Below are 14,728 nucleotides of genomic sequence, written 5' to 3'. Positions count from 1 at the left end.
GGCAGCGACTCCGACGGCAGTGGTTCCGATTCCGACGGTAGCGGTAGCGACTCAGATGGCAGTGGCTCCTATTCTGAAAACACTGGTCATGGATCAGATGGAAAAGATACAACGATTGATGGCAATGGAAATATTGATCTTAATGATTTAATTAATGGATTGAACAATGGGAATTCAGATGGAAATCATAAAGGAAGTTCGGTAATGCCGATGACATATAATCCAAATAGTAATAAGGGCTTAGGTTCAGGTGGATCTGACTCTACAAGTCAATCTAGTGGACGTTCAAACAACAAAGGAACATTACCTCAAACTGATGAATATGAACATAATTCAATGGCTGTTGCAGGATTAGCTGCATTACTTGGAGGTTCCGCACTGTTTTATAAAAAAAGAAAAGATGAAGAAGAACAAGATCAAAAAAGTTAAGTAGAACGACAAATGACCTAAGAAATGATCATCTTAGGTCATTTGTTAAAGATTAAGGATGATTTTATGAGGAAGCAAACATTATCTTTTAATTGCACTCTCGTTGAAAAAGAACAAGAGAAAAATGTTGAAACGGTAACCTTGACACCAGAGTTTCATAACAGAATAACTGAATTAGAGGATGAATATGATCAAATTATACAAAAAAAGAATGAAGTTCAAGAAACACTAATTCATGAATTATATAGTGAAAAAAAAGAGATTGTTGGGGAATTTGAGCAAATCAAGATAAATTCTGAATTTTCTAAGAATGATATCTTTTACTATAAAAAATGGCTTACAACATTAGACAAACAAAATGAGACATTTCAAAAGGAAGTAGAGCATCATATTAATCGAATTCAAAAAATGTCTCAAGAACTTTGTCGAATTGATGAAGCGACAGAAAAATTGGTTACTCGAATCAATCGTATTGAGCGCATTTTGAAAACAGATCAAGAAAAGTTTGCGAATTCTGATTCGTTTTCTGAGTCTACGATTTCATTGATTGAAAGTATCTCACATCGACGAATTAAGTTGGAAGAGTTGAAGATGGATAAAAAGAAAATCATTGAACGAAGACATGTTTTTGAGGCATATTTTAATAAAGAAAAAGAAGATATCGATCAACTGATTGGCGTACTTAAAGATTTTGATTCAGTTAATCAATTAAAGAAAAATGAGCTTCTTGATATTGTTCATCAAAAGGAAGAAATACTTCATCAAACTGATGAAAAAACAACAGTATTAAAGGCACAAAAAAAATATATTGAACGTAAACTATTTGAATTAAATGGTAATTCAAAAGGAATTATGAGTAACATATTGAAAAATGAAATGTATGTTATTGCGACTGAAGAATTACCAAATGATTTAAATCAAAATGAAGCCGACTCAATTCAAGCATGGAATAATTTGTTGCAATTAAATAATAATATTAAGATAGCAACATTGGATTTTGATTCTGCGATTATGATGACGACTATTAACTATAAACAACTAGGTTGGTTACCTCAAAATGTTAGAATTTACAATTTATTCAATGATTTATTGGGAATTAATAAACAACGACCAGTTGTAAAAAAATCAATGTCAAAACAAAAAGAAGGCTTACAACCTTTTTTTGCAAAAGAAGAAAATGGTCTCAAATATTATTATGATGATAAAGAAAAAACAACATTAACTGTTAGGGAACAAACTGAAAATAATCTAGAGTATTTTCATTTTGTTAAACAAGGCAAACACTATGTAGAAGTCTATAATCATGGTTACTTAGTCATGGTGCGTGAATCATCTAACGGGAATGAAGAAATTCAACGTTATTATAATAGTGAGGAAAAAGAAGAGTTAACAATAAAAGTTTCAAATAATGAGTTGGAATATATTAGATATCAAGAAATATATTTCCACACATACCAAGAGTTACTAATTCATTGGTTAGTGAATTTTGTTGAAAAGAATTCTGTTATTAATTTAATTGTTGATGAAACATCACCGTTATTTAATGATATGGATCTATTTAAACAAAACGGAATTAATATCGTACCTTTCCTTCAATCAACTGAGATAACGAAGAATGTGAGGGAATTGTTAAACAGACATAAGTTTTCTGAATTATTTGTTCTAAATCGAAAAGTATTTAATGAGTTAGAACCGTATATTGAAGAGGATTGTCTAATTAGAACACTAGAAGAACATCAACAATATCAAAATTATCAACAAATAGTAGTCGATAGTTATTAAAGTAAAATAAACAAGCCTGTAAGCGAATCCGAACCGCTTGCAGGCTTATTTAATAAAAAAAGACCTAAAAGTATGGCAATACTTTTAAGTCAAAAAGGAGTTGTTTATTTACTTTGGAGGAGTAAATAAAATGAAAAGGTTTGTTTGGTTTGTTTAGTAGGTATGCTTATATAATAGCGATAAAATGTGAAATAATGTCGCACTAAATAAATATTTTTTATGAAAATAAAGTAAAGAAAACTTTAAGATTATTATTGAATGGTAAAGCTATAGATAACCTTAGTTATTTTTAAATGTTTCACGTGAAACATTTAAAATTTGATAGGTTTTGATTGAACTTTTATTTTAGATACGATAAAGTAGAAATAGTTGTGAAACATTAATTGTTTCACGTGAAGGAGCGCAATGACAATGAAACCAGATATATTTAGAAAAACATTGGCAGATAAAGGAATTGAGTTATCAGATCGTCAGATGGAACAATTTGATCTGTACTATAAGTTACTCGTTGAATGGAATGAAAAGATAAATTTAACTGCTATTACTGATTTAGAAGAGGTTTATTTGAAACACTTTTATGATTCTATTACATTAGCATTTTCGGAAAATTTGAGTGCTGGACAAAAAAGTTTGTGTGATGTAGGTTCTGGAGCAGGATTTCCAAGTATCCCACTAAAAATTGTATTTCCAAACTTACAAATTACGATTGTTGATTCATTAAATAAACGAATTAAATTTTTAGACTTGTTAGTTGAAACACTGGGATTAGATGGTGTTAATTTGTATCATGATCGTGCAGAAACTTTTGGTCAAAACCCGAAATTCAGAGAACAATTTGACTTTGTAACAGCAAGAGCAGTTGCTAGATTGAGTGTTTTGAGTGAATTGTGTTTACCATTAACTAAAGTCAATGGAGCCTTTTTAGCCTTAAAAGCCGCTAAAAGTGAAGAGGAATTATTGGAATCTAAAAAAGCAATGACGATTTTAGGCGGAAAATTCGAGAAAGAAACAGAAGTCTCGTTACCGATTACTAATGATCAACGTTTTATTATAAAAATAGTAAAAACAAAGAGTACGCCAAAAAAATACCCGCGTAAGCCAGGGCTTCCAAATAAAAAACCATTGATTTAATATGATTGAGTCATACAGAGTAAAAAAGATGTGTTACAATAAATAGGCAGAAGTTAAACAAAGATTAAAGGGTAATTTGAGTAAATGGAGGAAACAAGATGGCACGTGTGATTGCAGTTGCAAATCAAAAAGGTGGTGTTGGTAAAACAACAACTACTGTTAATTTAGGTGCAAGTTTAGCACTTGAAGGTAAGAGAGTATTATTGATTGATATGGATGCCCAAGGAAATGCAACAAGTGGAATGGGCATTAAAAAATCTGATGTAAAACATGACATCTACGATGTTTTGGTAAATGAAATACCGATAAAAGAAGCAATTCAACCTTCTTCACGTGAAGGAATGGATATTGTACCTGCGACAATTCAATTATCAGGTGCTGAAATTGAGCTTACATCGATGATGGCACGAGAATCAAGATTAAAATCTGCACTTCAAGACGTACTGGAAGATTATGATTTTATCTTTATTGATTGTCCTCCGTCTCTTGGACATTTAACAATTAACTCATTCTCAGCTAGTGATTCGATTTTAATTCCAGTCCAATGTGAGTATTATGCTTTAGAAGGTTTAAGCCAGTTGTTAAACACAATCAGGTTGGTACAAAAACACTTTAATCCAAACTTACAAATTGAAGGTGTTCTTTTGACAATGTATGATGCAAGAACAAATTTAGGTTCGGAAGTTGTAGAAGAGGTCCGAAAATATTTTAGTGAACGTGTGTACGACACGATTATTCCACGAAATATTCGTTTGTCAGAAGCACCTAGTCATGGACAATCAATCATTGATTATGATTTACGTTCAAAAGGTGCAGAAGTATATCAAGCATTAGCAAAGGAAGTGATGGATCGTGACCAAAACAAATAAAACAGGATTGGGAAGAGGAATTAATGCTTTATTTGATGACTTGTCAAAAATTGAAGAAGTAGATCCTAATTTTGAAGAGGTTAAGAGTATTGCTTTAACAGAATTACGGCCAAATCCGTATCAACCACGTAAAACTTTTGATCAAGCAGCATTAGAAGAATTAGCTAAATCAATTAAAATATCAGGTGTATTCCAACCAATCATTGTTAGAAAATCTGCGGTTAAAGGCTACGAAATTATTGCTGGTGAACGTCGTTTTAGAGCTTCTAAAATAGCAGGACAAGAAAACATTCCAGCAATCGTTCGCGAATTTAATGAAGCACAGATGATGCAAATTGCTGTGCTAGAAAATTTACAGCGTGAAGACTTGAGTCCGATGGAAGAAGCAGAAGCATACGATATGTTAATGAAGAACTTGAAATTAACACAAGCTGAATTATCAGAGCAACTTGGTAAAAGCCGACCATATATCGCAAATTACCTGCGTTTATTGACGTTACCGGATATTGTGAAAGAACTGGTTCAAAATGAGTCGCTGTCAATGGGACAAGCTAGAACTCTTTTAGGACTTAAGAATCAAGAACAGATTATTCCATTGGCTAATCGTGTTTTAAAGGAAGGCTTAACTGTTCGTCAATTAGAACAAATTGTTGTAGAAATGAACGATCAAGATAGTATACCGAAAACTAAAAAAGTTAAAGTTGTTAAAGAAATCCCTGCGTATGTCAAAGCCAGTGAAGAGTCGCTAATGGATAAATTTGGAACAACTGTTGTCATAAAAGATACTGACGGTAAAGGGAAAATTGAAATAGAATATTTATCTGAGGAAGACTTGACTCGAATCCTTGATATTCTAGATGTTCAATTTGATTAAAAATTATCAACTTTTAGGTCATAAATATGCTATGATATAGCATGTATTTGAAAAGTAATTAATAAAAGGAGGCACCAATATGTATGATTTGGGCGATATCGTTGAAATGAAAAAACCCCATGCTTGTCAGACGAATCAATGGGAAATCATTCGAATGGGAATGGACATTAAAATCAAATGTTGTAACTGTCAACATATTGTGATGATGTCTCGTAAAGACTTTGAAAAAAGATTAAAAAAAGTAGTTGAAAAATCAATAGAGGCTGACAAGTAAATCAGCTAAAGCGAAAAAGAAAGAGTGAATTGAATGGCTTTAACAGCAGGAATTGTCGGTTTACCAAACGTCGGTAAATCAACACTATTTAATGCAATTACCAAAGCAGGTGCAGAGGCTGCAAACTATCCCTTTGCGACAATCGATCCAAATGTTGGTATGGTAGAAGTACCAGATTATCGTTTAGATGAATTAACATCATTGGTTCAACCTAAAAAAACAGTACCTGCAACTTTTGAATTTACAGACATTGCTGGAATTGTTAAGGGTGCTAGTAAAGGTGAAGGATTAGGAAATAAATTCTTAAGCAATATTCGTCAAGTAGACGCAATTTGTCATGTTGTTCGTTGTTTTGATGATGACAACATTACTCACGTTGAAGGACGTGTGGATCCTTTATCAGATATTGAGACAATTAACTTAGAATTAGTCTTGGCTGATTTAGAATCAGTTGATAAACGCTATACTCGCGTGGCTAAAATCGCAAAAACGAAAGACAAAGAAGCCGTGGCTGAATTGGCTGTCTTAGAAAAAATCAAACCGGTATTAGAAGCAGGTCAATCAGCACGTTCAATTGAATTTACAGCTGAAGAAATGCCTATTGTAAAAGGGTTGTTCCTACTTACAACAAAACCAGTTCTATATGTAGCCAATGTTGCTGAAGATGAAGTGTCTAATGCAGACGAAAATGACTATGTAAAACAAGTTAAGGCATTTGCAGAAACTGAAAATGCAGAAGTAATTGCTGTCTGTGCCCGTGCTGAAGAAGAAATTGCTGAATTAGAAGATGAAGATAAAGCAGAATTTTTAGAAGCGTTGGGGATTGAAGAATCAGGATTAGATAAACTAATTCGTGCAGCATACTATCTTTTAGGCTTAGCTACATATTTTACTGCAGGTGTCCAAGAAGTGCGTGCATGGACCTTTAAAGCAGGTATGAAAGCCCCTGAATGTGCGGGTGTAATCCATACTGACTTTGAAAGAGGTTTTATCCGCGCTGAGACTGTTTCGTTCGAGGATTTAAAAGAATATGGTAGTATGGGCGCAGCTAAAGAAGCAGGTCGCGTACGTTTAGAAGGAAAAGAATATGTCGTTCAAGACGGAGATGTTATGTTGTTCCGATTTAACGTTTAACAGGGAGCTAAAATCATGAGTAAAAAAACAGCTGAAGAAATAGCAGCAGAAGTAAAACAAATGAAACAAGAGAATGAACAATTATTAAAAGAATTGACAAAGAAAAATGATCAATTTATGTTCGACTTAAAAAAAGTTTTAGCTAATGAAACTCTTCCGGAAGAAAGAGAAGTACGTGCTTTAAATAGTATGTTACAAGCATTAGTTGATGGACAAAAGACAGGTGTAACAGCGAAACAACTGTATGGGACACCAACTGAAGCAGCAAGTAAAATTAAAGAGACTCCAGATGTTTTGCCGACATCGTCATTCAGTATCTTATGGTTAGATAATTCGTTAGTTCTATTTTCATTCTTAGCGATTATCACAAGTATGTTTTCAGTAATGTCTAAAGAATCAGGTGTAACACAAGGGATCACTAGTTTAGTTATTGGTGCCATTTCCGGAGGGTTATCATTCTACTTTATCCATAAATATGTGTATGTCTATAATTTACCAGGAGCAGATCAAAGTAAAAAACCAGGATTTTTAAAATCAACTGGAATTATGGCATTGTGCTTTATTCCGTGGTTATTCTTCTTCTCAATGGCACAACTTTTACCAGCGACAGTTAATCCTTCATTAGATCCGATGATTAATTTGGTTCTAGGTGCAGCTGCCTTTGGTGGACACTATCTATTGAAGAAAAAATATAATATTCAAGGTAGTCTTTTTACAAGACCACCACAAAGATAAATAAGTAAAGGGTAAATCTTATCAAAGAACTTGATGAGATTTATCCTTTTTTTAGTATAGACAATTGACGAACGGCACTATTTTTGGTAAGTTTGTAGGTAAAAATAAATCTAAAGGAGTGCTTTTAAAGAATGTCAAATTGGGAAACGAAATTTACAAAAAAAGGCTATACATTTGATGATGTACTATTAGTACCAGCAGAAAGTCATGTCTTACCAAACGATGTTGATTTATCAATCGAGCTTGCTAAAGGAATTAAATTAAATATTCCGATTATGAGTGCGAGTATGGATACTGTAACAGATGGTAAAATGGCGATTGCAATGGCGCGTCAAGGTGGTCTAGGGGTCGTTCACAAAAATATGTCCGTTGAACAGCAAATGGACGAAGTTCGTAAAGTAAAACGTTCAGAAAGTGGCGTTATCATTGATCCGTTTTACTTAACACCACAACACTTAGTTATTGATGCAGAAGCATTAATGTCTAAATATAGAATCAGTGGTGTTCCAATTGTTGAGACATTAGAAAATAGAAAACTAGTGGGCATTTTAACGAATCGTGACTTACGTTTCATTAAAGACTATCAAGTATCAATCGATAGCGTGATGACAAAAGAGAACTTAATCACAGCTCCAGTCGGTACATCTTTAAAAGATGCAGAGAAGATTTTACAACAACATAAAATTGAAAAATTACCAATTGTTGACGATAACTACTGCTTAAGTGGCTTAATTACAGTTAAAGATATCGAAAAAGTAATTGAGTTTCCAAATGCGGCTAAAGACGAGCATGGTCGTTTGTTAGTTGCTGCAGCTGTTGGTGTGACAAGTGATACATTTGAACGTGCTGAAGGACTTTTAGAAGCTGGTGCAGATGCAATTGTCATTGATACAGCTCATGGTCATAGTGCAGGCGTAATCCGTAAAATTGCTGAAATTCGTAAAAAATTCCCAGATGCAGTCTTAATCGCAGGGAATGTTGCAACAGGTGAAGCAACTCGCGCATTATATGATGCAGGTGTTGATGTTGTTAAAGTTGGAATTGGACCTGGTTCAATTTGTACAACTCGTGTTGTTGCCGGTGTGGGTGTTCCACAATTAACAGCAATTTATGATGCTGCAAAAGTAGCACGTGAATACGGCCGTACGATTATTGCAGATGGTGGTATTAAGTACTCTGGAGATATCGTCAAAGCTCTTGCTGCTGGTGGTTATGTTGTCATGCTTGGTTCAATGTTAGCTGGGACCGACGAATCACCTGGTGAATTTGAAATTTATCAAGGTCGTCGCTTCAAAACATATCGCGGTATGGGATCTCTAGGCGCAATGGAAAAAGGTTCAAGTGATCGTTACTTCCAAGGCAGCGTTAATGAAGCTAATAAGTTAGTTCCAGAAGGTATTGAAGGACGTGTTGCTTACAAAGGCAGCGTTCAAGATATTATTTTCCAAATGCTTGGTGGTTTAAGAGCAGGTATGGGTTATGTTGGAGCTGGTAATTTAGAAGAATTGCGTGAAAACGCGCAATTTATTCAAATGAGTGGCGCAGGATTAAAAGAATCTCATCCACATGATGTTCAAATTACTAAAGAAGCACCAAACTATTCAATCGAATCATAAAAAACAAAACGCTGTAAATTCTACTTCTTAATATAGTAGAATTTACAGCGTTTTTATTAGATTATTTCGTAATTTTTGTTTGACCACCCATGTATGGTACTAAGACTTCTGGAATTGTAACACTGCCATCTTCATTTTGGTAATTTTCTAATATAGCAGCTACAGTACGGCCGACTGCTAAACCAGAACCGTTAAGAGTATGAACATGGTTTACTTTACCATCTTCATCACGGAAACGAATTTTAGCACGTCTAGCTTGGAAATCTTCACAGTTTGAGCAAGAACTAATTTCACGATATGTGTCTTGAGCTGGAATCCAAACTTCAATATCATAAGTTTTTGCAGCTGAGAAGCCCATATCTCCCGTACATAAAGTAATTACGCGATATGGAAGATTTAATTTCTGTAAAATAGCTTCAGCATTGTTTGTCATTTTTTCTAATTCATCGTATGACGTTTCAGGGTGACTAATTTTAACCATTTCAACTTTATTGAATTGATGTAAACGAATTAAACCACGAGTATCGCGACCAGCACTACCTGCTTCAGATCTAAATGATGGACTGAGAGCTGTGAAGTAGACTGGTAACATTTGTTCAGGTAAAATTTCATCACGATAATAGTTAGTTAATGGTACTTCAGCTGTCGGAATTAATGTATAGTTTTCCTCTCTAATTTGGAAAACATCTTCTTTAAATTTAGGGAATTGACCAGTACCAAACATAGATTGATCATTAACCATGTAAGGTGGAATCATTTCAGTATAACCATGTTCATAGACATGAGTATCAAGCATTAAGTTGTAGATTGCACGCTCTAAACGGGCACCAAGACCTTTGTAGAATAAGAAACGACTACCAGTAACTTTAGCGCCACGCTCGAAGTCAAGAATACCTAAGTTTTCTGCAACTTCCCAGTGAGGTTTAGGTTCAAAGTCGAATTGGCGAGGTGTCTCCCAACGACGAACTTCAACGTTATCATCTTCATCTGCACCAACAGGAACATCTGCATGGGGAAGATTTGGTACTGTGTAAGCAATATATTGTAATTTTTCATCAATTTCATTAATGGCATCATCAAGCGTTTTGATTTCTTCACCAACAGTTTGCATTTCTTTGATTTTTTCATCAGCATTTTCTTTATTACGTTTTAATTGTGCGATTTCTTGAGAAACTTCATTTCTTGTTTTTTTCAATGTTTCAACTTTGACTAAATGCTCGCGTCTTTCAGCATCCAGTTTAATAAATTCTGTAAACACTTCTTCTTTAACTCCACGAGTTAATAATTTTTCTTTGACTTCGTCAGTGTTCTGACGTAAATATTTGATATCTAACATATTTGTTTTCCTCCTTAAATAATAAAAATAAAAAAACTCGCCCCAATAGATAATAAAAAATTACCTATTGGGGCGAGAGTATTTTTCAACTTCGCGGTACCACCCATGTTCGCATAAAAATCATGCAACTTTATTCTACAAGTAACGGTGTATGGCCGATGTAACTTAAGTAGCAAACTACAATCGTTACATTCATCATAAGAAAGTGGATTCATCTTGGTTATGTGTTGATTCGCATTATCCATCAACTTTCTGAAACATACTTCAAAATTACTTGTCTTTCCTGAGTTATATTCTTTAATTGCATCTAAGTATATCGGCTTTTGAAAAAAGTGTCAAATAAATCTTAGATTTCAAGATGTTTTTCCCACTTTTCAATCTTAGAATATAGTAGCTTTTTCATTTTATCTTCCGAGGCACCACTGGATTTAAAATAAAGTGCAGTCGCAACTAAAATGACATCCATGCATTCTTCTTGAAGGTTATCTTATAAGATAAGCCACTTGCTTGGTTTATACTTAATGCTGCTTGAGCAACTTCGCCCGTTTCTTCAGTCAATTTTAATGCCATTTCGTAGGTTGATTTAGGCTCAACTTTTGCTAGTTGATTAATTTTCTTTAGAATGTCGTCCATTGATAAATACTCCTTTATAAACCAGCTGGATCAGCAACAACAGTTTCAAAGATCTGTTTTGTCAGAGCAGCATTTAAATCATTTGGTTGATAAGTGTTTGCAAAGAATAGAACAGCAGTGTCACCACTATTTGAAAAATGAACAGTTGGTTCGTAAGAACGGAAGAGACCGTGTCCGCGATTACTTGTTGGGTAGTGATAAAATCCAGATTTATATGAATAGTTATATAGTGCAGGTGGATAACTCCATAGTAAATTTAGGGATTCTTGATTTAAAAGTTTACCATCTAGTAATGCTTGAATAAAGATTAAGAAGTCACTTGCTGTAAAGGCCCAATTTCCGATACCAACTTCATTTAAAACAGCATATTCAGGGATGTCACGTTCTTGATTGTTTTCAATAGGTTTGACAAGCGATTGATCTTCTTTTCGTTTATTGAAAACAAATGAATTTTCTAAATTTAACGGTTTGATAATTTTTTCTTCAAGAACCTCATCGTATCCTTGCCCAGTCACTTTTTCAATAATCATAGTAGCAAGTAGATAATTTACTTCACTATAGGTCCATTTGGTGACATCTTTATATGCCGTGTGTGTTAGTACAAAATTATATAAGTCTTGATAAGATTTTGTAGAACTTGGTTTTTTATCGGTTAAAGACAAGCCAGATGTCATTGATAATAGTTGATTTAGGGTAATGTTTTGCCCGTTTGGAATCTCAGGGAAAAACTTGTCGATATGATCATCAAGAGATATTTTCTTTTCTTCGACCAATTGAACTAATAAAACAGCTGTCATCGATTTTTGTAAAGAAGCAATACTATAAGAACTTTTGTATGGATCATTTATTTGTTCATGAGCATTGCCGTAAGATTTATAAAGTACTAACTGATTATTTTTTACTACAAGATAGGTACCAGTCATATTGTTTTGTTGAATCATGGTATCAATTTTATTTGAAAGTGGTTGATAGATAGTAGAAATTTGATCCGACGCTTGAAAATTCATACGTGGATAAAACGCATCTTTTTCTTCAACAATTGTTTCTTGTGTTGATGATTCAGTTGTGTGGCTTTCAGAGGTTGGTTTTTCAATATCTGCAGTCACAGTAGTTGAATCTTTAGTTCCAGTATTTACTTGCGGCAATTTTGGTAGCGAGAATTTTTCTGCCGCTAGTGGATACCAGTAAAAAAAGTTTATGGCAAAAATAATGCCAAACAAAAGGCCCATAAAAAGAGAGAAGCCGTTTCTTTTCTTTTGTTTTTTGTTTGACCTGTCATTGTTACTGCGCGTATCATTCATAGTTATCAATCGTCCATTCATATTAATTTTGGCACTGCTGTAAAATGAGTATAATATGATTTTTATTTTGAGTCACTAAAAAAAGTGACTGATAGAAAAAAATCATATTTTCTTCATTTTATTAGTATTATATTTTTTGCTTAAGTTGTAAGGGAAGTACGATGTTAAACGATGTCCATCCATTAGTGGATGTAGCATTGATTGATCCCTCGTGCAAATTAATAATACTTTGAGCAATTGCTAATCCTAGGCCGGTTCCCCCGGTTTGTTTTGAACGGGAACTTTCAACGCGGTAAAAGCGATCAAATAAATGTTCTAAAGATTCGTTAGGAATTTCAGGACCATTATTCTTGATAGAAATATAGACATCAGTATTTGTTTTTTTGATCGTAATTATTATTTCTGAGCCACCTACTCCATATTTTAATGCATTAGATAGAAGGTTATCAAAAACGCGGACTAATTTTTCTGGGTCACCAGTCATAGAAATATGTTCATATGGCGATTGAAAGTCGATTTCCATCTTTTGTTGAGAGGCAGGCCATTCATAATCAACGACAAGTTGTTCTATCAGTTGTTGGATATCAAAAGTAATAATATTAAGTGGTGAATTAGATTGTCTTACTTTTGTATATTCGAAAAGATCATCAACTAAAACTTTCATTTGCTTTGATTTAATATAAGCAGTATGAGTGTATTTTAAAAGATCTTCTTCTGATTTATATTGTTTTTCTTCTATTAAACCAAGATATCCTATGACAGAAGTTAGAGGTGTCCGAATATCATGACTGACATTCGTGATCAGTTCATCTTTTGTTTGCTCGATACGCCTTTCTTCTTCAATTGCTGCAACTGTACTATCAACTAAGACGTTAATACTATCAATTAAACGTCCTGCATCCCCACCTAACTCAAATGGGATACGGTGATCAAGGTGTCCATTTGAAATGTAGTGTAGTTCACTAATAATATGTCGTTGTTGCATTTGTTTATAGCGGCGTATCAATCGCCAGTAAAGAACAATTAAATCAATCGTCATCATAAAGATAAGTAAGGGTAACTTTAATGATGATGAGTGTTGACTATAGAATGTATTATAGATAGAAGCTTTGATATTAAATAGCATGTCATCAACAGAACGATTAGTTTCAATAATTTGAATAAGTATCATGTAGACTGCTAAATTGAGTAGAATTAATAAAATGACTGTTGCAATACCTTCAATGAGTAGTTCACTTTTTTCTTTGGACGTTAAGTGAATTTTTGTACTCTTTTTTGGATTAGCCTTCAATTTTATATCCAACTCCCCAAACTGTTTGAATTACTTTTTCACCATTTGTTGCTTCCTCAATCTTATCGCGAAGATGACTAACATGAACCATAACAGTTTTGGCTGAAACAACACTTTCTTGTTGCCAAACACGTTCAAAGATATCATCTGAACTAAAAACACGATTAGGATGACTTGCTAGTAAATATAGAATTCCAAATTCTAAAGCAGTTAACTGGATGGGTGTTCCTTTGTCAGTCATGACTTCATGTGAATCTTTTTTTATAATCAAAGGCCCAATTTCTAAGACATCCGGTTCTTGTGTTTGAACTTGCATTTGGCTTCTTCTTAATAGTGATTTTACGCGTGCCATTATTTCTAACGGATTGAACGGTTTCGTAACGTAATCATCGGCTCCAGCAATCAAACCTTGAATTTTATCCATATCAGTTATTTTAGCTGTTAGCATAATAATTGGAATTTGCGATTCTTTCCTTAATACTTTTACTAGTTCCATCCCATCCATTTTTGGCATCATTATATCTAATATCATTAAATCAATATCGGGAATGGTTACAATTTTACTTAGAGCTTCTTTTCCATCATAAGCTTTAATAACTTCATAACCTTCATTTTGAGCATAGATACTGAGTAGTTCTACAATTTCTTGATCATCGTCTACAATTAATAATTTCATCATTTGTTCCTCAGCTTTCATAATAGAGTAAGGAGATTGTCTCTCACTAGCATTGTAACAAACAAAGGTTAAATAGAGAAATGTTAAAAAGGTTATTTACATTTTTTTAAAAAAGTAGTATATTAATCACGTTGCTGTTTTAGCCACGAATTGAAAGTTTAAAAAAGTGTTGACATCTGATTGGAAACATGATAATCTTTTCAAGTCGTCAACGAACGGCAAACAAGCTTCAAAATAAAAAAACAAAAAAAGTGTTGACAAAAAAAACTTTGAATGTTATTATATAAAAGTTGCTAAGTCAACAAGAACTAGACCTTTGAAAACTGAACAAAGTAAGACGAACCAAATGTGTAGGGTGTTTTTACTACAAGTAAAAGCAACTTCAATTTAGTGAATAAAATTCGCTAGCAATTTATAAATGAGCTAAACATCTTCGGATGTTATCATAACTTTTTATTGAGAGTTTGATCCTGGCTCAGGACGAACGCTGGCGGCGTGCCTAATACATGCAAGTCGAACGCACTTTCTTTCACCGGAGCTTGCTCCACCGAAAGAAAGTGAGTGGCGGACGGGTGAGTAACACGTGGGCAACCTGCCCATCAGAGGGGGATAACACTTGGAAACAGGTGCTAATACCGCATAATTTG

General features: G+C 33.8%; 14 protein-coding genes, 1 rRNA gene and 1 other annotated feature. Of the genes, 10 read left to right on the top strand and 5 right to left on the bottom strand.

Translation table 11 applies throughout. The annotated features are described in order from the left end of the window. From ESZ54_RS11605 to guaB, 9 genes are all read left to right on the top strand, one after another. Positions 1 to 429 (top strand): LPXTG cell wall anchor domain-containing protein (locus ESZ54_RS11605; RefSeq protein ID WP_136137818.1); only part of this gene is annotated, 429 nt, incomplete at its 5' end. A 66-nt stretch (positions 430 to 495) separates the two neighbouring features. Further along, entirely contained in the window at positions 496 to 2,211 is a 1,716-nt protein-coding gene (locus ESZ54_RS11600) for a hypothetical protein (RefSeq protein WP_136137817.1), read from the top strand. Between the two features lie 411 nt (positions 2,212 to 2,622). Continuing rightward, the gene (gene rsmG / locus ESZ54_RS11595; RefSeq protein ID WP_136137816.1) at positions 2,623 to 3,342 is read left to right on the top strand and encodes a 16S rRNA (guanine(527)-N(7))-methyltransferase RsmG; all 720 of its coding nucleotides are present in this window, start codon (positions 2,623 to 2,625) and stop codon (positions 3,340 to 3,342) included. Positions 3,343 to 3,440: 98 nt separating this feature from the next. After that, positions 3,441 to 4,211 carry a ParA family protein gene (locus ESZ54_RS11590; RefSeq protein ID WP_136137815.1) on the top strand — a complete coding sequence of 257 codons (771 nt, stop codon included), beginning with the start codon at positions 3,441 to 3,443 and terminating at the stop codon, positions 4,209 to 4,211. Then, entirely contained in the window at positions 4,195 to 5,085 is an 891-nt protein-coding gene (locus ESZ54_RS11585; RefSeq protein WP_136137814.1) for a ParB/RepB/Spo0J family partition protein, read from the top strand. Before ESZ54_RS11590 ends, ESZ54_RS11585 begins: the two co-directional genes overlap by 17 nt. A 79-nt stretch (positions 5,086 to 5,164) precedes the next feature. Further along, entirely contained in the window at positions 5,165 to 5,359 is a 195-nt protein-coding gene (locus ESZ54_RS11580) for a DUF951 domain-containing protein (protein WP_136137813.1), read from the top strand. Between the two features lie 33 nt (positions 5,360 to 5,392). Next, complete coding sequence (gene ychF / locus ESZ54_RS11575; RefSeq protein ID WP_136137812.1) at positions 5,393 to 6,493, top strand: redox-regulated ATPase YchF; 1,101 nt, start codon at positions 5,393 to 5,395, stop codon at positions 6,491 to 6,493. Positions 6,494 to 6,508: 15 nt separating this feature from the next. Then, complete coding sequence (locus ESZ54_RS11570; RefSeq protein ID WP_136137811.1) at positions 6,509 to 7,228, top strand: DUF1129 domain-containing protein; 720 nt, start codon at positions 6,509 to 6,511, stop codon at positions 7,226 to 7,228. A 131-nt stretch (positions 7,229 to 7,359) separates the two neighbouring features. Further along, positions 7,360 to 8,844, top strand: coding sequence for an IMP dehydrogenase (gene guaB / locus ESZ54_RS11565; RefSeq protein WP_136137810.1), 1,485 nt, complete (start codon positions 7,360 to 7,362; stop codon positions 8,842 to 8,844). A gap of 61 nt (positions 8,845 to 8,905) precedes the next feature. Here the strand turns inward: guaB and serS are convergent, their stop codons facing one another. The 5 genes from serS to croR form a co-directional block, all read right to left on the bottom strand. Beyond that, complete coding sequence (serS, locus tag ESZ54_RS11560; RefSeq protein ID WP_136137809.1) at positions 8,906 to 10,180, bottom strand: serine--tRNA ligase; 1,275 nt, start codon at positions 10,178 to 10,180, stop codon at positions 8,906 to 8,908. Positions 10,181 to 10,245: 65 nt separating this feature from the next. After that, positions 10,246 to 10,477 (bottom strand) — a binding site (T-box leader). A gap of 153 nt (positions 10,478 to 10,630) precedes the next feature. Next, complete coding sequence (locus ESZ54_RS11555; protein ID WP_136137808.1) at positions 10,631 to 10,813, bottom strand: nucleoside triphosphate pyrophosphohydrolase family protein; 183 nt, start codon at positions 10,811 to 10,813, stop codon at positions 10,631 to 10,633. A gap of 14 nt (positions 10,814 to 10,827) precedes the next feature. After that, positions 10,828 to 12,033 (bottom strand): serine hydrolase domain-containing protein, encoded by a 1,206-nt coding sequence (locus ESZ54_RS11550; protein WP_204249557.1) that lies wholly within the window; start codon positions 12,031 to 12,033, stop codon positions 10,828 to 10,830. A 208-nt stretch (positions 12,034 to 12,241) separates the two neighbouring features. Next, complete coding sequence (locus ESZ54_RS11545; RefSeq protein ID WP_136137806.1) at positions 12,242 to 13,405, bottom strand: sensor histidine kinase; 1,164 nt, start codon at positions 13,403 to 13,405, stop codon at positions 12,242 to 12,244. After that, on the bottom strand, positions 13,395 to 14,081 hold the full coding sequence (gene croR / locus ESZ54_RS11540; RefSeq protein ID WP_136137819.1) for a response regulator transcription factor CroR: 687 nt from the start codon (positions 14,079 to 14,081) through the stop codon (positions 13,395 to 13,397). Before croR ends, ESZ54_RS11545 begins: the two co-directional genes overlap by 11 nt. Before the next feature lie 452 nt (positions 14,082 to 14,533). Here croR and ESZ54_RS11535 point away from each other — a divergent pair. Further along, positions 14,534 to 14,728, top strand: a 16S ribosomal RNA gene (locus ESZ54_RS11535); the annotation flags it as partial.

It is taken from the genome of Vagococcus silagei, assembly GCF_004795745.1.
In the GTDB taxonomy this organism is placed as follows: Bacteria; Bacillota; Bacilli; order Lactobacillales; family Vagococcaceae; genus Vagococcus; species Vagococcus silagei.
This window is presented reverse-complemented; position numbering and strand designations above follow the sequence as displayed.